Origin of the sequence: Sphingobacterium sp. UBA2610 (assembly GCF_002339225.1) — a bacterium.
GTDB classification, from domain to species: domain Bacteria; phylum Bacteroidota; class Bacteroidia; order Sphingobacteriales; family Sphingobacteriaceae; genus Sphingobacterium; species Sphingobacterium multivorum.
In genome coordinates this window covers 68,271-84,781 of sequence record NZ_DDKA01000002.1, presented here as the reverse complement: position 1 = coordinate 84,781, position 16,511 = coordinate 68,271, and the positions used below count along the sequence as shown (strand labels likewise).

Here is a 16,511-nt window from a genome sequence, read left to right as displayed (position 1 = left end):
TAAACGTTTAGGACGCAAGTGTGTGTCATAAACAATTTTTAATTTCAACAATGGAAAAACGCCGTTTTTAGCGATTCAATTTCGCAGAAGGAAACGCGCTTTTAACCTTTGCTTAATGAACGGCTGTGGTAACGACTTGGTTGGATGGACTAATACCCAATTGTATGTTGGAAGTACTTCGCCGAACGTATTAAGCTCATTAATTCATTTTAAGGGAACTAACATCCTGGAGCAGCTGTTACATGAGAAAAGGCTATGGATCTCAGACCGGTACATCATCTCGAAACACAAGATATTGACAAAAGCCTCCGAATGGTCATCATAGACGGTGTATGTTCAGAGGTTGTTGTCTGTTTGAGCAGCGGTGTTATTTTGGTCGGAGCAGGTTTGTTGATGGGAGCAAGTAACTTTCAGCTGGGACTGTTGGCGGCCTTTCCAACCTTATGTAATCTTGCCCAGCTGTTGACCATTCTCGTCATGCAGATTTACCCGAATCGGAAAGTAATAACCGTATTCGCTGTATTTCTTGCAAAAATGCCTTTGGTCCTGGTTGGGCTTTTAATGTGGCGGGAAGTCGATTTCTCTTTTACGACCTTGCTCAGTTTTATGTTCATCCATTACCTTCTCAGCGCGATAGGTGGCGCAGGCTGGAATTCCTGGATTAAAGACCTCGTTCCTGAGGAACGTTTGGGTACTTATTTTTCCAAGCGCACGGGCATCATGCAATTGACGAATATTACAGTTAGCATCATTGTCGCAGCGTTAGTTGACTATTATACCAATCATGCCGTTATGCAACTACCAAAGCTCTACGGCATATACTTTTTAATCGCAGGGGCTATAGGAGCAGTTGGTGCCTTTTTTTTGGTACAGGCCAAAGAGCCCAAACAACAGATGTCTGGGGGACATTTGGGAAGTTTGTTGCTACAGCCGCTTAAAAATAAAAATTTTAAAAATTTATTGATCTTCAATGCGGCTTGGTTGTTGGCGATTAATTTAGCGATACCCTTTTTTACGGTCTTTATGTTAAAAACATTGGGGCTTTCGATGAAAATAGTCATCCTGCTTACTGTTTTCAGTCAGATAGCTAGTGTCCTGGGCCTACGCTTATGGGGAAACCTTTCGGATCGTTATAGTAACAAAAGTATTATCTACCTCACAGCACCCATTTACATTTGTTGCATTTTATTATGGATATTTGTCGGAATCTATTCGCGTGCATTGCCCAATTTACTTTTACTCCTATTTCTGCATATCATGACGGGAATCTCCACTGGAGGCATTAATCTCGCCCTCACAAACATTGGCCTGAAACTCGCTCCCAAGACAGATGCAATTGTCTATATCACTGTAAAAAATATGGTCGCTTCGTTTTTTACAGCCTTGGGACCTATTTTAGGAGGATTGTTAGTTGATTATTTTGCAACTCGCGAGCTTCAGATTAGCATCTCCTGGAAAAGTCCCAACCTCCAGACTATCGCCAAACTGATCTATCTGCATGAATGGAATTTTCTATTCCTTATTGCCGCACTTCTGGCATTTATATCGCTTCGTTGGCTTGGAAAGGTACAGGAAAATGGCGAAGTAAGTCCACAGCTTATCAAACGTATTATGAAAAAACGTTTTCGTGCCGGATTGAAAGAAAGCCTACTTGTGGGGAATATTATCACGCTTCATACCCAACTCAAGCAGATTGTTAAACGAAAAACCAATGCATCAGATAACGCAATTTCGGACGAGTAAAAAATAATGCTAAATATCAATGAATGCAAAGCCGGCTTCACTTCCATGCTGGGCCATTAAAACGGGCACTGCCACATTGTAAATCGGTATTCCAGAAGGGGACAGGGCCTTGAATTTTCCGGCATGCGCATGCCCGTGGAAGGCAGCACTTACTTTACGCCGTTGCAAAGGTTCCATTAAATGCGTTGACCCTAAAAAAGGATAAATTTGCTCGGGCTCACCTAAAACGGTTTCAGCAATGGGCGCGTAATGCATTAAGGCAACTTTTTTTATGTCTGCATGTTCTTGTTCGAGGCGCGCCAAAGCTCGATCTAAAAGCAACGATTCGTTTACAGCTTCCTGCACAAAACTTTTCATGGCATCTTCACCAAACATGGATAACATATAACGGTCAAAACCACCGCCAAAGCCCTTTACGCCAGCAAAACCAATATTTTCGATCACGATAGCTTCACCATCCAAGACCGTAATTTTACTGTCTGTCAAAATTTGGCGGATCTGCTTTTGTCGTCCTTTCTCATAGTCGTGATTTCCCAGTACGGCGATGACTGGAACCTTAATGGATTGGAGTTCAGCAACAAGTAATTCTGCTTCTTCTTCATCCCCCGTATCCGTTAGATCACCGCAAAGTAAAAGGACTTTAGCCTTTTCCGAAATCTCCTCAAATTTGGTTTTCCATTTTCCGTGCTGGTTTGCATTCATATGTATATCGCCCAATGCGGCTATGGTTGTCTTCTTGTTCATATTAAACAGTTTTTATTGTGTATGACTTATAATCCCATTCTTTAATATCAATTTCATATTGCGTTTGATCTATCAAGGGTCCCAGACAAACTTTCTCCAAACAAGGAGGCAATTCATATTGATCCGCTGCGCGTTTAATGAGCTCATCAAATAAGTCTTTTGGGAGAATATCGCGATAGTCATGCGGATAAGTAAACTGAAAGATGAGCATTTGAGCCAACAAGAGGTGCCAATGTTGATCCATTCGCATTAGTAAATGGTTCCAGTCCAAACTTTTTCCATATTTTAGCCAAATATGGTTAATATCAGCGCTGTCATGCCGCTCTCTGTTTTGTACATATAGCTTACACCATACTAGCTCTTCTGCTGGTACATAACGTACATCAGCATCAAAAAGAGTACCTTCAGGTGCTCTGTCAAACCAATCCTGCTCAACAGTGCAATTGTGATTAACACTATCGAAAATAATATCAATGAAATAGGGGTCTTTGTAAATCTTGGCGAGCCATCGCACATCTGTCAATTCGGTCTCATAACCATTAGCGGCAAGATGTTTAAGAATTTTTGGGTATTCGCTGCTTTTGCAAAAGATATCCATATCCTTAATAGGCCGTATGATCCCCGTGTAGTGAAACATGGCTAAACCACCGCCCACCATAAATTGAGCTCCGCTATCCTGGAGCAGCCGCAATGTATCCTGAAAGAAGGCGAGACAATCTTCAGGTGGATTATCTAAATGAATCATATCGTTTGCTTTTCTTAAAGACAGTCAATTAAATGCAGTAGTTTGTTGACTGTCGATGAAAACGTATTATCCGCCTGTTGAATAGGTAAAAGTACTCAATTTGAAAAATGAGGGAACAGGGAAGGCTCCTACCGATGTTCTGAGATAAAGTAGGCTATTTTGAAATAAAGAGCACATTGCTTCATGATGAAGATGGGCGTATAACAACGATCTAAACGGTATAAAAATATGGACAGTTTTTTTGGCTCTGGTGAAGACCTGACGATGATACAAATGGGGGCGCGTGCGTTTATGATGTTTATCATCGCACTTTTTTTGGTTCGATTGGGCGGAATTCGAATTCTCGGCCGAAAGTCTGGAGTAGATTTCGTCATCATTATTATGCTAGGTGCGGTATTAGCGCGGGGAATAGTTGGCGCTTCGCCATTCCTGTCAACCGTGTTTGCCGGCTTCGTGATGATTATTGTCAATAAAATCCTAGCCCAGGTATCGGCCAGGCTTCCCTATTTGGGTAATATGGTAAAAGGTAAGCCCGCTGTTTTATACAAGAACGGTAAAATCCAATGGGATCAAATGGACCGGTTGGGGGTAAGCCGTACTGATCTACTGACGAGCTTGCGGTTAGAGACAAATAGTAAGCACCTCGATGAAGTGGATATGGCTTTGATGGAGCCGAATGGGCGAATAAGTTTTATACTCAAGGAAAAGGCATGAATACTTAATAGTTAAGTTTTTATTGGAGTTATATGTACTTAATAATAAAATAAATCTTGCTATGGAAAACAAGAAAAATTATTCTTTTTTTTATCGTAATGGCCTAAGCCTGGTGTTTGCAGCGCTTTTTGTCTTTTCCCTAGGCATGCAATGTTTTACGGGTTGGAAAATACATAATGAAGAGTTGCTGGAGGCCAATCAGGCACCGCTGGATATCGTTAATTATTTGGGCACAGGACATTTTACATCCGCAACTTTTGAAAATTTTGAGAGTGAATTTCTGCAGATGGCGATGTATGTGATTCTGACGGTGGGATTACGCCAATTGGGCTCTGCTGAATCAAAAAAAATAGGGGAAAAAGTAGAGGTAGACCGTGAACCGCAGCCCGGCCCGAATACCCCTTATCCTGTTAGAAAAGGTGGCTGGCTGTTGAAATTATATAGTTCATCGCTATTCATTTGCTTTGCGCTACTTTTTTTTGGGAGTTGGGTTATGCACTTTTATGGAAGCTGGAGACAGCACAACACCGAACAGCGGCTTGAAGGTTTACCGGTAGATGACGCATGGACGTACCTCATTATGCCTCAATTTTGGTTTGAAACTTTCCAGAACTGGCAAAGTGAATTTTTGTCTGTTTTGGCCATTGTTGTATTCACCATTTTCCTACGTCAAAAAGGATCACCTGAATCAAAGCCCGTTGATGCTCCACATAGCGAAACGGGGAAGGGGTAACGAATAATAATAAAAGGTAAAAACTATGATTAAATATTTGTATTTGGCCATCGCATTCGCAGCTGTGGCAGCAACATCTTGCGATAATAGAACCAAAAGTAGCGAAAAGGAACAGAAAGTAGATACAACAGTCAACCAGAATGGTCTACCATTAGACAATATTCACCGAAGCCGTGGAAAAGATACGACTAAAAATAAGGCTGGGACCGCACAGGAAGCTGTACCATTGGACAATTTGGATCGAACTAAAGCTGAGGATTGAACAGGCAGCATTGAGTAACATGAACACGTGTTTGTCGACGTTTGACCTGTTGCGTACTTCTACGATAGGGAGATATTTTTACTTAAATGCGAACTAAAGAGAACCATTGTTTTTTTTGCACTGTTCACTTTTCGAATAATTTCATACTTAAACTCAAAACATATGAAAAAGATTAGTTTATTGATATTGGCAATCCTTGGACTATGGGGATGCGGCAATAGCAGCAATAAAGGCAATCAGGCAAACGGTAGCTATGATTCCTCCAATACACCCGATGATGGGCAGGTTGGTGTTGGTATAAATGACTCGCTTGGCCGGGACAGCACCGATTCTTTGCAGCGGCAGCCTTCTCCGGCTAAACCCGATTAAACATAAAGACAAATTTAAAACGTAAAAGATTATGGGCCCAATAATTTGCGCCATGCTAAGGCTAAGCTTGGTCATCCAGCTTAGCCTATTTTTTTATACGGTGCACGCACAAAAGGCCGATTCCGTTGAGCGATCGAAGGATTCGGTCAGTATTCTTGATTCGTTGCCGAGTAATCCACTGGCCTCGGCTAGAAACTTTTTGGAACAATGGCGTGAGCAGGTTGATCGTTATTATACTGGATTGGACAGTGTAAAGCGAGGAGTCGCCTGGCAGCGGCCGGATGATGGTCGGCTCGTGCCCAGTCAAGTACAGCAGTATATCAGCCTGGTTAAACCCGCTGTGCATGATCTACAGGGAAAAGTTACGGTGTTGCGCAAGCAAACGGTGCCCCAGGACTCCACGGCCAACTCATGGCGGGCGGTGCAAGATAGTGCCGCAACACTAGAACGTGATATTGAATCGCTCCTGTTGGACATGCAAGACCTTGGCGACAAGGCCGAGCAGCAGCAGAATGTGACTCAGGCAGCGCAAGAAGGAACCTTTTGGTATCACTGGAAAAGTATAATACAAAAGAACCTGGAGCAGGATGGACTATCGCAGCGTTACTACGATAGTGCCTGGGATGGTCGTTTCCTCCTTATCCTACTGAGCCTTATTTATTTTTATTGGCTTTATCAGATGCGCAGACGTGCCATAGGGGCCGAAGAGACATTGCCCTTACATCGCAATCAACCGTGGTGGATTCCTGTCCTCAAGTTTGCGGTCTTTTTCCTTATTCTCCTGCCACTGACTTCCCTTAGAATCCCCGTGATCGTGCTCGAATTGAGCTATCTGCTTATTTTCGGCTTTCTATATCTTTTGATTCGCTCGGAGTTATCCAATCAGCATCTGAAGATGATGCAGTATGTATTTTTTTATTATCTATTGGTACTTGCCAGCAATCTAGTGCTGGATACAGGTTGGATGTCGCGAATTATTGTCATGTTGATCAATTTATCGGGTATTTGCCTGCTTTGGCACCTCGGGCGGAAGGTCGACGGAAAAATACCTTTTGATTATCTGCGCCCCTTTTCACGATGGTTACTGCTAATTATCAGTATGGCCGCCATTATATTTAATCTGTTTGGTTTTCTAAATCTGGCCCGTACATGCAGTATCGCTGGAGCTGTAGGGCTATTGCAAGCATTCTCCCTGCATGCATTCCGCGACATGCTGTCTCATGATTTACTCAACTCTTATGAAAATTCGAAAGAAGACCGTTTTATAAATCGCTTTGATAAGCAGAAGATACTTGCCGCACTCCGTCGTATTATTGGCCTATTTGCGGGTATATTGGTCATTATTATCTGGGCCAACACCTTGCATATCACAAGTGAAATTCGTCGACTTGGGGATCGCTTGTTAAATAATACCCACACCATTGGTGGTGTTAATTATACGTATGGCGATGTGCTTTTAGCATTTGCAGTCATATGGACAGCAAATTGGATACAAAAAAATTTAAAAGACCTTCTTGATCAGCCCGACGCGAAAAAAAATCAGCGCCGAACAGCCTTATTACCACTCGTACGTGTTGTCATTTTTATTGTTGGCTTCCTCATAGGAATACGTATTCTGGGGTTGGGAGTTGACAAGCTGACCGTCATTGTCGGTGCATTAAGTGTGGGGATAGGTTTAGGCCTGCAGAATATTATCAACAATTTTGTTTCAGGTGTGATTTTGGTATTTGAACGTCCGTTTAAAGTGGGGGATTATGTGGAACTTGCTGATAAAAAAGGGCAGGTCATGCAGGTGGGTATCCGATCGAGCACCTTATTAACAGACCAAGGGGCCCAAGTTATTATACCAAATGGAGATCTCCTTTCCGGTCGCCTGGTCAACTGGACGTTTGAAGAATCGGATATCCGTCTGAATCTTCAGTTGACCATCGTTACGGCACGCAGCATCGAAGAGTGGAAAAAGTGGTTGGAAGATACCATTACTAGCTTTAAGGAGATCGACAGAAGCCTGCCCATGAAAATTTTAACAAAGGATATTACGGCGGATGCCTATGTTGTATCAATTCAGGTAGGTTTACAGAACGTGCAACAGATTGAATGGTTTAGGAGTAAGTTTCTTGAGCAAGTTAAAGCCGAAGCCGTATTTCATGATTCAAAAGTTACCTCGGCTTAAACAAAATTAGTTACTTCCCGAACGATAATAGATCCAACCTTGCAACTGTTCTAATTGATTTGATATTTTCAGATCTACGATGGTATTCATTCCGAGTTCTTGGGATAATTTTCCGAATGCATCTAGTTCATGGACTGGGTAGAATATCGCGTGTTCATTGGGCATGTCTACATTTCCCTGTAAAAAACGGTAGCCCTCGGCATGTAGATTATCGATAAAGGTGTCGGTAACAACCGCTAGGTAATGCATCATTTTATTAATCCAGGTAAGTTCATCTTTAACCCGCATTGGATAGTGTTCATGCACAAAATCGAGGATCAGTTGTTCGCCCTCCATATCCCAGCCGTCGCGAATCATCGCTAGCCCCGTGGAGCGCACTTCTTCCTGATAAAAATCCCGTCCATAGCTCATTTTTATTTCGCCTGCAATAGGGCTTTCTTCAATTTTGGCACGTAGCGCCATTTGTCTATTAAGGAGTTCGTGTATGTAGTCGAATGTCTGTTCCATGTGATGTAAGAAATAGCGAAGGACAGAGCCGTAATGGCTTTGTCCTCCGGAGTGAATGATTGGAAAAAATATGTTGTTATTTTAATGTCGGTTTTGGTACCTTATTCTTGATTGCTGGGGATGGCGCATTTGGTGTAATGGGCATGTCACTTATCGAAGGATCTGAAGGTTGCCAATTTTTAAGCTGATCAAGGTGCTTTTCGAACGCCGGAATTTTATCGGTGGCAAATTTCTTCAGGTCAGCATCTGTAATTGCTGTGCCTGCGCTTGCATCTTTGAAAAGTGAAATTGCATCTCGATGGCTCTTAACCATCAGATCAGTGTAAACGCGGTCAAAATTGGCTGTGTCGGCCTTATTGAGTTGGTCGATCATGGCTTTATAATTTTGATCGTCACTCGTACGCAGCTGCCAATTTTTATTTTTTACAATGGTCGATAGTTCATTTCCTGCAGCGGTATGGTCATCAGTGATCATCTGTGCATATTGTTTGATCGTTGGGTTTTGCGATTTAGCAAGAGCAATGCTTGCCGCCTGCAGTTCGAAATTGTTGCTGGCCGTGGCTTTGCTGGCAAAGTCCAGATCTCCAGACTGTGGCTGAGCGGGATTACTGTCTTGCGCCTGAACGACAACTATACAGGCGAGGGTGGCTAGTAATATTCCCAGGGTTTTTAAAATGATTTTCATGATACTATTATTTAAATGTTAACGATTTTTTCTGTTTCGCGTATTATTTCCCTTTCTTCTATAATTGATGACGATATAGGATGCTAAGAAAATAAAGACGATGCCAATAATGATGGATGTAAACATATGTTCTTCTTTCGTTGTGTTTTCAAGTGAACAGCGGCGAGGAAGGTAGCGTTTGAAAAGAGCCTATTTTGCGTATTTAAAGCAAAAATTGTGGTGCTTACGCAAACATATCGTACTAATTCCCTCGTGGAGGAATAGCGCGACTTCAATTATTTATATGCTCTAGCAGAGACATCTCTCACGCCTTTCCAGAAAAAAGAATGCGGCGGCGGTCAAAATCTTTCCGTTGATGTTATGTATGCATTTGCCAAGAGCTATTTTTTTAAAACATTTTTGGCTTGAAAGCTGTTTCGTTCAAAAATCAATCACTAAACGAAAGAAAGAAAACAGATAGCTATGACACAGTTGCTTTTGGTAGATGACCATACGTTAGTACGATCCGGTTTCCAATTAATATTAGAGGCGCAAGAAGATATAACTGTAATTGCGGGGATGGAGAATGGTCAAAAAGCCCTGGAATTTCTCAAGGGAGCCAAACCGGACATCATCCTGACTGATATCCATATGGAGGTAATGGATGGCATTCAGTTTATACAAGAAGTAAAAAAACATTATCCAGCCATAAAAATCATTGTTTTATCTATGGAAGACAATATCCAGATTGTTCAGGAGGTTTTAAATCTTGGCGCTGATGGCTATTTATCGAAAGATTCCAATGTAGAAGAGATTTTATTCGGAATTCAGCAGGTAAAACGTGGGCAACAATATATCAGTGCAGCATTAAGTATTGATTGGATCCGAAACTTATCAAAGTATGCACAGTTGGATATTGATCGTACAGCAATAATGGCACGATACGACATCTCTGAACGCGAACTGTCTGTATTGGAATTGATTGCGGAAGGACATACAAATGCGGAAATAGCTGATCAAATTTTTTTGAGCAAAAGGACCGTGGAGGGCCATCGGCAGCAATTAATTGAAAAAACCGGTTCGAAGAATACGGCGGGACTTGTCCGTTTTGGTTTTCAGAAAAAGTTATTGAGATAGGATAGGGTGCAATGAACCCCGACACTGGAAAAAGAGCGGGGTTCTTCTGTTTTTTTGTCCACGTTATAGGGGTGTTGCATCTAAATCAGAAGGTGTTGTCACCGGTTGCGTAGGCAGCCCTTCCGCATCATTAGCACCCTCGTTTTCATCTCTTTCATCTTCTTCTGGAAATTCATCTTCACCTGCTGAACCAATTTCCTCATCGAAACCGAAATCATCCTGTCGGGGTATTTCAGGTTCTTCTGCATCAACTGCGAAGTCTAATTCTTCATCCGTTTCCAAATCTTCCTGATCAATTTCGGGTTCCTGATCCGGTGTATTTTCCGGTAGTTCTTCTTCATGCTCTTCCGGAATATCGTTCGGTAGATTTTGGGGGCCTGATTGCGCTACAATCGCTAAAGCGAGGATGGCCATACCTGGACGGACATCCTGAACTGTACATTTTTTATTCATACTGCGTTTAATTTATAATCGTTTGTTGATGAACCACTGTTGTTGCCAGATCGTTAACTGTGTTAGTACGCATTGTCATATGATTTGTACGTTAATTATAGCGTTGTTGTTCGCTATCATTTAAATTTTTGAAAAACGTGTTTTTACTTATAAAATGTGGTATATGCGTGATTTGCAGGATTTACACAGTTCTGGCGAACGAAAAGAGTTTGAGAGCTGTTTATTTGACGAACCGCTCGTTTGAGCATAAAAACTTAGTATTATGGCAACAACAACAGCAACAGCAGAAAAAAGTAAAACAAACACAAAATCAGGTAACACAGCAACTTCAAACGCTAATTCAGAAGGAAAAAAAGTACCTGCCGAAGCGGGGGCAGCGAAGGATCTAGCCGAATTATTTGAGGATGGATTAAAGGATATTTATTGGGCAGAAAAAGCGCTGACGAAAGCACTTCCTAAGATGGAGAAAAATGCAAGTTCAGAACAATTAAAATCTGCTATTTCTAAACATCTGGCAGAAACGGAAACACATGTGGATCGCCTAGAGCAATGTTTTGAGCTTATCGGAGTGAAAGCAAAAGCCGAAAAATGCGAAGCTATGGCGGGGCTACTTGAAGAGGCGAAAAGCCTTATGAAAGAAACAGAAGCTGGATCTGTCCGCGATGCAGCAATTATTGCTGCCGCCCAAAAGGTGGAGCATTACGAAATTGCCACGTATGGCACATTGGCGGCTTTTGCGAAAGTGTTAACACATAAGGATGCCTTAAAATTACTACTTGAAACACTGGGTGAAGAAAAGAAATGTGATGAAGATCTTAGCGCGCTGGCCGATACAAATCTCAATTCAAAAGCTGAATAAGTGTACAATAGACCTAGCGTGAACACTATTAAAAAATCAAAAATTTAAGTTATGGCATTAAATACAGGAAACGAAGGTGAAATCACCAAAAAGATAGAAGATCAAACTTCTAAACTACCATCCACCGTATTTTTAGGCGCAGCATTGCTGGCGATGGGTGTATCTGCCGCATTAAAATGCATGTCGAACGATAAAAACGCCCTATTTGTAGGCCAATGGGCTGCACCGTTCCTTCTATTGGGCATCTATAACAAGATTGTGAAAACTGAAGGACATGATTAACGTGCATTTTTTGTAAAAACACATCTGTAGAATAAATATAAGAGGCTCAATTTCATTGGGCCTTTTCCAAAAACGAAAAAAGCTATGAAGTATTCAGATAATATGGGAAGAAGAGCTGCTATCGGTAAAATTGGTTCTGGAATCTTGGCATTGAGTATCATTGGAAGTCCCGATCGCTCAGCGGGCCAAACCCAAGACAGACCGGTCAATCCGGTTAAAGAATACCCAAAACCGCCGTTCAAGAGCCAGTCTCAACCCTGGCCTGGACTCTGCAGTGAAATGGAGCCCCGGCCGGATCATGGCGAGGATAGTTATAAAGGATCAGGAAGGCTCCAAGGGCGCAAAGCATTGATCACCGGGGGCGATTCGGGAATGGGACGTGCAGCAGCTATCGCTTACGCACGAGAAGGGGCCGACGTTGCCATCAACTATTTGCCCGAGGAAGAGAAAGATGCGAAGGAAGTCATCGCTTTGATAAAAGCGGCGGGCCGAAAGGCAGTCGCTATTCCGGGAGATCTCCGTAAAGAAGAGTTTTGTATTCGGCTGATTGAGGACGCCGTACTTCAACTCGGCGGTCTGGATATTTTGGTCAGCAACGCGGCGCGGCAGCAGACAAAACCATCGATATTGGATATCACCACTGCGGAATTTGATGCCACGATGAAAACCAATATTTATGCACCTTTCTGGCTTATTAAGGCAGCCTTGCCTCATCTTAAACCTGGAGCTGTAATTATCGGTACAACATCGGTACAGGCCGCAGACCCCTCGGAAGATTTGTATGACTACGCACAGACAAAAGCTGCGACCACCAACTATATTCGGTCATTGGCCAAGCAGCTTGGTCCAAAGGGCATACGGGTCAATGGCGTGGCTCCCGGTCCAATTTGGACTGCACTACAGGTGAGTGGTGGTGCTACGCAGGAAAAGCTGGTGAATTTCGGAGGTGATACCCCCATGGGACGTCCGGGGCAACCCGCCGAACTTGCTTCAATCTATGTGCAATTGGCTGCGGCAGACGCAAGTTATGCGAACGGACAAATTTATGGGGCCGCGGGCGGCGGTGGACAGCCCTAAAAATTAGCGATTACAGCATGACAAAAAAAATCCCCTTCAAGGGGATTTTTTTTGTCATCAATAAGCTGAATACTAGTCCGTCGTGTTCGGATTATTGTCTGCTGAGCGGTTGTGTTTTTCTTTTTGAACCTTTACTTTATAATCATGGTTTTCCTTTGCGGCATCTATAGAGTGTGTGCAGGTGAGATCCCTTTCTTCCAGAGCGAGCTTCGCCACGTGCGCATAAAACTTAGCGAGCTGATCCAATTCCTCTTCACTTAAGTCTTCCAGATTGACCATTCGGTTGCTGGTGCCTTCATGGGACGCTATCAGTTCATTGAGTTTCAGGTGGATTGCTTTGGAATCCTTGTTTTGGGATTTTTGAATGAGAAATACCATTAGAAAAGTAACAATGGTCGTACCTGTATTGATGACCAGTTGCCAGGTTTCAGAATAATTGAATATGGGGCCGCTCACGGCCCAGATGATCACCGTCGAAGTTGCGATAATAAATGCGGCTGAACTACCGGTGGCATGCGTTGCCCAGTTTGAGAATCGTTCAAACAAGTTTTTCTTTTTTCTCATGACACAAATTTTTTTAAGGACGTTCAACTAAGTGGATTTGTTTTCTTGTTGATAAAATCGAAGATGACTTATATGATTTGTCTCAAAGGTTTAACCTGTGTATGCACGATGGAAGTGCGTAGTGGTTGAGATAGGATATAAGCTATGGTACGCGCGATATCTTCGGCATAGAGCATTTCTAAATGATCAATTTTTTCCTGCTGCTCCTCCGGTGAAAAAGGTTGCATATCTGTTCCAACTGATCCAGGTTCAATAAGCGACACCTGGATACCCTTGGGATTGGCTTCCTTCCGTAACGATTCTGTAAATGCTTGAATACCTCCTTTCGAGCAGACATAGACAGAACTCTGCGCTTCGCGTACATCTGCACTCATTGATCCGACATTGAGGATATGTCCTGTTCCGCGGGGTTCCATCCGTAACAACGCGGCTTGGGTACAAGCCAAATAGGCCAGCACATTCGTGCGAAGGAGGTAGGCCTGATCCGAATAACTTCCGTCCTTAACCGACTGAAAGGCTATAGCCGCATTATTGATGAGAATATCCAAACGATCATATTGTTCGTCAAATGTCCTGAAGAGCATGTGTATGCCTTCTTCGGTCGCCAGATCTACTACAATCCCTTCCATCTTACCTGTGCATTCCAATTGATTAAAATCACGGAGCGTATCGTCCAACTGGTTTTGATGATGGCCGCAAATTAAAATATCGTTACCCATCGCGGCTAAAAGTAGGGCGGTCGCCCGGCCAATCCCGGTGGTGCCGCCAGTAATAATTATTTTCTTATTTTTTACCCAACTCGGTAAAATGGAGTTGACGTAATCCTTCGCATTTATTTTCATAATGTATATCGTGTTAAAGGTGCAATGAAGCACTTCGTTATTTCATGAAGGAACAGCCTATTTTATACATTGGTTTGGGGGCGCAAAGGAAGACGTACTTCTTCTTTTTTTTACGTATTTAACCGCTAAAACGAAAGTGGAATAGCATGGTTCTTATCTTGGACGTGTTGTATTTGCAATAAAGCAAAGACTGATTCTTTGAATTTAATATAATGACTATGAAGCGTGACGGAACGAACAAGAGCTTTTGGCAGGATGTTGACATTGAAAATTTTTCGACTGACCCTGCCATTTTAGATTTCCATACCATTGTTGTGGGGGCGGGTATAACTGGTGTAACATTGGCCAAGGAACTTCAGAATAGAGGCATAAAATGCCTACTGTTGGACAAGGAGAATCCAGGGTTTGGCACAACCGGAGGAACCACCGCCCATATCAATAACTTTTATGACGCTTCTTACAATGAGATTATTGAAAATTTTGGAAAGGATCCCGCTCAACTGCTTCTGAATGCGACGCTTGAGGTCTTAGATTATATAAAAGATAACATTTCCAAATATTCCATACAGTGTGCGTATTCGACATGTGACTTTTTTCTCTTTAGCGCAGAATCTGGACAGAACGAGCAGCTCGAGCAAATTTACGCGGCCCATCAGCAATTGGGATTACCTACCCATTATGTCGAAACCATACCTTTTGATATACCTTTCGAAAAAGCAATATGCATTGAGGGACAAGCACAATTTCATCCCATGAGATATATTGCGGGCATGATCGAAGCCTATCGTCGTGAGGGCGGCGAAATATTGACGGGTCGAGGAATTGAAGCCTATAGCAATGAAGATGGAAGGGTCAAATTGAAGCTGAGTGGAAAAGAGGTTTATACGGCAAAGAATATCATTTGGGCTACCCATGTGCCACCAGGCAAAAACAGATTCAATTTTTTACTGGCACCTTATCGAAGTTACGTCCTGACGTTAAAGCTTCATGGGGAACCTGAAGCATTGGGACAAGCTGCGGATCTGTATGATCCCTACCACTATTTTAGGTATCATCGATCTGATAAAGAACATTACCTTATCGTGGGTGGTTTTGATCATAAAACTGGCGACGACCAACAAACAGAGCAACATTTTGCCGACCTAAAACTTTGGGTTGATCAGCATTTCGACTATGATGAACTTACTGCAAGTTGGTCGTCGCAATATTATGATTCAGCCGATGGCTTACCCTTTATCGGCAGTATGCCAAATGAAAATAATGTGTATATAGCCACCGGTTATGGCGGTAATGGAATGACATTTGGATCAATGGCGTCACTTGTGATCCCTGACTTATTGGAAGGAAAGGAGAATCCGCTGGCTGAACTGCTGTCACCAAGCCGCATCAAACCTGGTGCGAGCGCACAGCAGGTATTATCGGAAGGTGTCAATGCTGCAAAACATTTTATCATGGACAAATTTTCGGCTGAAACGCTGAAGGAGGTCGAAAGCTTACAGCCAGCGGAAGGTAAAATTGTTCACTATAGGGACAGAAAACTGGCTATTTGTCGGGATATGGAAGGGGAGTTGCATGCTGTAAACTCAGTCTGTCCGCATATGGGGTGTACAGTAAGCTGGAACCCATCCGAAATGTCCTGGGACTGTCCTTGTCATGGTTCACGGTTCGGAATGAATGGAAAGCTTTTGAATGGTCCTGCTAGTGTAGATCTTGGTCGTGTCAATTTTGATTAGTGCAACTTTGTTTTGACGCTTTTCTAACATATCTGGGACTTATATTGGCTTGGCGTGATCCCTTTAATTGATTTGAAAATTTTATTGAAGTTTGAAAGGCTGTTGAAGCCACAGGCATAAGCAATGTGTGTGATTTGATGCTTGTTTTCGACAATCAATCTACAGGATTCACTGATGCGAACCTCATTGACAAATTGGACGAAGGTTTTCTGCGTACGGGATTTGAAATAATGGCAAAAGGAGTGTTTTGACATATTAGCGAGCTGCGCAACTTGATCCAATTGAATTTCTCCGGTATAGTTGTTAAATACGAATTTAAAGATGCTGTCAATTTTACTATTGTCAATAGGGCTATAGTTGTGGGTGTATCCAGCGCTGGAAATGTAATCAAATTCATCTGTCGATAACATCAATTCGATAATCTCTAGTAACAAAATAGTTTTTTCAAAGCCATAATCCAGCTGTATGATCTTTTTTAGCTTTACCTTCAATTGTTCCTTTGTTGCGCCACGGAATAGGAGACCGCGTTTGGAGACTGAAAAGAAGGTTTCGACTTTGTGTGTTTGAAAGAAATGCCCTAAAAGTTGGATCATTAATTTAGGTTCTATATACAAGGCTAAAGAACGGGAAGTTCTTGTCTCCGCAATAGTAGAGCCTGCGCAATTTATAGTGTTATTGTGCCAGACATGTGGCAGATCAGGTCCTACAAAAGTAAGTTCATCGGAAACAAAGTTACTCACATTGTCGCCAATAATCCGCTTTCCCTCACTTTCCACAATATAGGTCATCTGGCAGGCGCTATGAAAATGAAATTCGGTTGAGAAGAATGGGCGTTGCACATCTTTGGTCGCAAAAGTTGTGATAGCTGCACCTTCCAAAATTTTGGCGAAAACAGGTTTCATGTGTTTGG

19 protein-coding genes are annotated in these 16,511 nt (G+C 42.5%); 11 read left to right on the top strand and 8 right to left on the bottom strand.

What is annotated here, in order from left to right:
• The first annotated feature begins 255 nt into the window (after positions 1-255).
• Positions 256-1,743, top strand: a complete 1,488-nt coding sequence (locus B4Z47_RS02750; RefSeq protein ID WP_115048614.1) for an MFS transporter — start codon at positions 256-258, stop codon at positions 1,741-1,743.
• Positions 1,744-1,752: 9 nt separating this feature from the next.
• On the opposite strand, the gene B4Z47_RS02745 is transcribed toward B4Z47_RS02750, so the two are convergent.
• Both B4Z47_RS02745 and B4Z47_RS02740 read right to left on the bottom strand, forming a co-directional pair.
• On the bottom strand, positions 1,753-2,487 hold the full coding sequence (locus B4Z47_RS02745) for a metallophosphoesterase family protein (protein WP_070564402.1): 735 nt from the start codon (positions 2,485-2,487) through the stop codon (positions 1,753-1,755).
• Position 2,488: 1 nt separating this feature from the next.
• Complete coding sequence (locus B4Z47_RS02740) at positions 2,489-3,232, bottom strand: nucleotidyltransferase domain-containing protein (RefSeq protein WP_070564399.1); 744 nt, start codon at positions 3,230-3,232, stop codon at positions 2,489-2,491.
• A gap of 228 nt (positions 3,233-3,460) precedes the next feature.
• Between B4Z47_RS02740 and B4Z47_RS02735 the strand changes: the two genes are divergently transcribed.
• The 5 genes from B4Z47_RS02735 to B4Z47_RS02715 all read left to right on the top strand — a co-directional run bounded on the left by B4Z47_RS02735 (position 3,461) and on the right by B4Z47_RS02715 (position 7,483).
• Positions 3,461-3,946: a DUF421 domain-containing protein gene (locus tag B4Z47_RS02735; protein ID WP_112374749.1), complete on the top strand. Its 486-nt coding sequence runs from the start codon at positions 3,461-3,463 to the stop codon at positions 3,944-3,946.
• A 61-nt stretch (positions 3,947-4,007) separates the two neighbouring features.
• Complete coding sequence (locus B4Z47_RS02730; protein WP_286726724.1) at positions 4,008-4,679, top strand: DUF6766 family protein; 672 nt, start codon at positions 4,008-4,010, stop codon at positions 4,677-4,679.
• Positions 4,680-4,704: 25 nt separating this feature from the next.
• Positions 4,705-4,941 carry a hypothetical protein gene (locus tag B4Z47_RS02725; RefSeq protein WP_070564390.1) on the top strand — a complete coding sequence of 79 codons (237 nt, stop codon included), beginning with the start codon at positions 4,705-4,707 and terminating at the stop codon, positions 4,939-4,941.
• A 162-nt stretch (positions 4,942-5,103) separates the two neighbouring features.
• On the top strand, positions 5,104-5,310 hold the full coding sequence (locus B4Z47_RS02720; protein WP_046676320.1) for a hypothetical protein: 207 nt from the start codon (positions 5,104-5,106) through the stop codon (positions 5,308-5,310).
• A 31-nt stretch (positions 5,311-5,341) separates the two neighbouring features.
• Positions 5,342-7,483: a mechanosensitive ion channel family protein gene (locus B4Z47_RS02715; RefSeq protein ID WP_112374750.1), complete on the top strand. Its 2,142-nt coding sequence runs from the start codon at positions 5,342-5,344 to the stop codon at positions 7,481-7,483.
• 6 nt (positions 7,484-7,489) lie between these two features.
• Here B4Z47_RS02715 and B4Z47_RS02710 read toward each other — a convergent pair whose 3' ends face one another.
• Positions 7,490-7,990: a hypothetical protein gene (locus tag B4Z47_RS02710; protein ID WP_115048618.1), complete on the bottom strand. Its 501-nt coding sequence runs from the start codon at positions 7,988-7,990 to the stop codon at positions 7,490-7,492.
• A gap of 76 nt (positions 7,991-8,066) precedes the next feature.
• On the bottom strand, positions 8,067-8,675 hold the full coding sequence (locus tag B4Z47_RS02705) for a DUF4142 domain-containing protein (protein ID WP_070564381.1): 609 nt from the start codon (positions 8,673-8,675) through the stop codon (positions 8,067-8,069).
• Between the two features lie 462 nt (positions 8,676-9,137).
• Here B4Z47_RS02705 and B4Z47_RS02700 point away from each other — a divergent pair, with 462 nt between their 5' ends.
• Positions 9,138-9,791, top strand: a complete 654-nt coding sequence (locus B4Z47_RS02700) for a response regulator transcription factor (protein WP_115048620.1) — start codon at positions 9,138-9,140, stop codon at positions 9,789-9,791.
• 63 nt (positions 9,792-9,854) lie between these two features.
• Here B4Z47_RS02700 and B4Z47_RS02695 read toward each other — a convergent pair whose 3' ends face one another.
• A complete protein-coding gene (locus B4Z47_RS02695; protein ID WP_112374752.1) occupies positions 9,855-10,244 on the bottom strand; it encodes a hypothetical protein in 390 nt (129 codons plus the stop codon).
• 262 nt (positions 10,245-10,506) lie between these two features.
• Here B4Z47_RS02695 and B4Z47_RS02690 point away from each other — a divergent pair, with 262 nt between their 5' ends.
• The 3 genes from B4Z47_RS02690 to B4Z47_RS02680 all read left to right on the top strand — a co-directional run bounded on the left by B4Z47_RS02690 (position 10,507) and on the right by B4Z47_RS02680 (position 12,462).
• The gene (locus tag B4Z47_RS02690; protein WP_115048622.1) at positions 10,507-11,103 is read left to right on the top strand and encodes a ferritin-like domain-containing protein; all 597 of its coding nucleotides are present in this window, start codon (positions 10,507-10,509) and stop codon (positions 11,101-11,103) included.
• A gap of 51 nt (positions 11,104-11,154) precedes the next feature.
• Positions 11,155-11,385 (top strand): hypothetical protein, encoded by a 231-nt coding sequence (locus tag B4Z47_RS02685; protein ID WP_046676326.1) that lies wholly within the window; start codon positions 11,155-11,157, stop codon positions 11,383-11,385.
• An 84-nt stretch (positions 11,386-11,469) separates the two neighbouring features.
• Positions 11,470-12,462 carry an SDR family oxidoreductase gene (locus tag B4Z47_RS02680; RefSeq protein WP_115048624.1) on the top strand — a complete coding sequence of 331 codons (993 nt, stop codon included), beginning with the start codon at positions 11,470-11,472 and terminating at the stop codon, positions 12,460-12,462.
• Between the two features lie 72 nt (positions 12,463-12,534).
• On the opposite strand, the gene B4Z47_RS02675 is transcribed toward B4Z47_RS02680, so the two are convergent.
• Both B4Z47_RS02675 and B4Z47_RS02670 read right to left on the bottom strand, forming a co-directional pair.
• The gene (locus B4Z47_RS02675) at positions 12,535-13,026 is read right to left on the bottom strand and encodes a low affinity iron permease family protein (protein ID WP_115048626.1); all 492 of its coding nucleotides are present in this window, start codon (positions 13,024-13,026) and stop codon (positions 12,535-12,537) included.
• Positions 13,027-13,094: 68 nt separating this feature from the next.
• A complete protein-coding gene (locus B4Z47_RS02670; protein ID WP_115048628.1) occupies positions 13,095-13,868 on the bottom strand; it encodes an SDR family oxidoreductase in 774 nt (257 codons plus the stop codon).
• A 212-nt stretch (positions 13,869-14,080) separates the two neighbouring features.
• Between B4Z47_RS02670 and B4Z47_RS02665 the strand changes: the two genes are divergently transcribed.
• Positions 14,081-15,601 (top strand): FAD-dependent oxidoreductase, encoded by a 1,521-nt coding sequence (locus B4Z47_RS02665; RefSeq protein WP_083295867.1) that lies wholly within the window; start codon positions 14,081-14,083, stop codon positions 15,599-15,601.
• Between the two features lie 23 nt (positions 15,602-15,624).
• Here the strand turns inward: B4Z47_RS02665 and B4Z47_RS02660 are convergent, their stop codons facing one another.
• Positions 15,625-16,503, bottom strand: a complete 879-nt coding sequence (locus B4Z47_RS02660) for an AraC family transcriptional regulator (RefSeq protein WP_115048631.1) — start codon at positions 16,501-16,503, stop codon at positions 15,625-15,627.
• Positions 16,504-16,511: the final 8 nt, after the last annotated feature.

Excerpts from the sequence above, each read along its gene's own strand:
- B4Z47_RS02695 (WP_112374752.1), bottom strand. The coding sequence starts at position 10,244 with ATGAATAAAAAATGTACAGTTCAGGATGTCCGTCCAGGTATGGCCATC.
- B4Z47_RS02710 (WP_115048618.1), bottom strand. The coding sequence starts at position 7,990 with ATGGAACAGACATTCGACTACATACACGAACTCCTTAATAGACAAATG.
- B4Z47_RS02675 (WP_115048626.1), bottom strand. The coding sequence starts at position 13,026 with ATGAGAAAAAAGAAAAACTTGTTTGAACGATTCTCAAACTGGGCAACG.
- B4Z47_RS02685 (WP_046676326.1), top strand. The coding sequence starts at position 11,155 with ATGGCATTAAATACAGGAAACGAAGGTGAAATCACCAAAAAGATAGAA.
- B4Z47_RS02715 (WP_112374750.1), top strand. The coding sequence starts at position 5,342 with ATGGGCCCAATAATTTGCGCCATGCTAAGGCTAAGCTTGGTCATCCAG.
- B4Z47_RS02705 (WP_070564381.1), bottom strand. The coding sequence starts at position 8,675 with ATGAAAATCATTTTAAAAACCCTGGGAATATTACTAGCCACCCTCGCC.
- B4Z47_RS02725 (WP_070564390.1), top strand. The coding sequence starts at position 4,705 with ATGATTAAATATTTGTATTTGGCCATCGCATTCGCAGCTGTGGCAGCA.
- B4Z47_RS02665 (WP_083295867.1), top strand. The coding sequence starts at position 14,081 with ATGACTATGAAGCGTGACGGAACGAACAAGAGCTTTTGGCAGGATGTT.
- B4Z47_RS02735 (WP_112374749.1), top strand. The coding sequence starts at position 3,461 with ATGGACAGTTTTTTTGGCTCTGGTGAAGACCTGACGATGATACAAATG.
- B4Z47_RS02740 (WP_070564399.1), bottom strand. The coding sequence starts at position 3,232 with ATGATTCATTTAGATAATCCACCTGAAGATTGTCTCGCCTTCTTTCAG.
- B4Z47_RS02745 (WP_070564402.1), bottom strand. The coding sequence starts at position 2,487 with ATGAACAAGAAGACAACCATAGCCGCATTGGGCGATATACATATGAAT.
- B4Z47_RS02670 (WP_115048628.1), bottom strand. The coding sequence starts at position 13,868 with ATGAAAATAAATGCGAAGGATTACGTCAACTCCATTTTACCGAGTTGG.
- B4Z47_RS02680 (WP_115048624.1), top strand. The coding sequence starts at position 11,470 with ATGAAGTATTCAGATAATATGGGAAGAAGAGCTGCTATCGGTAAAATT.
- B4Z47_RS02700 (WP_115048620.1), top strand. The coding sequence starts at position 9,138 with ATGACACAGTTGCTTTTGGTAGATGACCATACGTTAGTACGATCCGGT.
- B4Z47_RS02750 (WP_115048614.1), top strand. The coding sequence starts at position 256 with ATGGATCTCAGACCGGTACATCATCTCGAAACACAAGATATTGACAAA.
- B4Z47_RS02730 (WP_286726724.1), top strand. The coding sequence starts at position 4,008 with ATGGAAAACAAGAAAAATTATTCTTTTTTTTATCGTAATGGCCTAAGC.
- B4Z47_RS02690 (WP_115048622.1), top strand. The coding sequence starts at position 10,507 with ATGGCAACAACAACAGCAACAGCAGAAAAAAGTAAAACAAACACAAAA.
- B4Z47_RS02660 (WP_115048631.1), bottom strand. The coding sequence starts at position 16,503 with ATGAAACCTGTTTTCGCCAAAATTTTGGAAGGTGCAGCTATCACAACT.
- B4Z47_RS02720 (WP_046676320.1), top strand. The coding sequence starts at position 5,104 with ATGAAAAAGATTAGTTTATTGATATTGGCAATCCTTGGACTATGGGGA.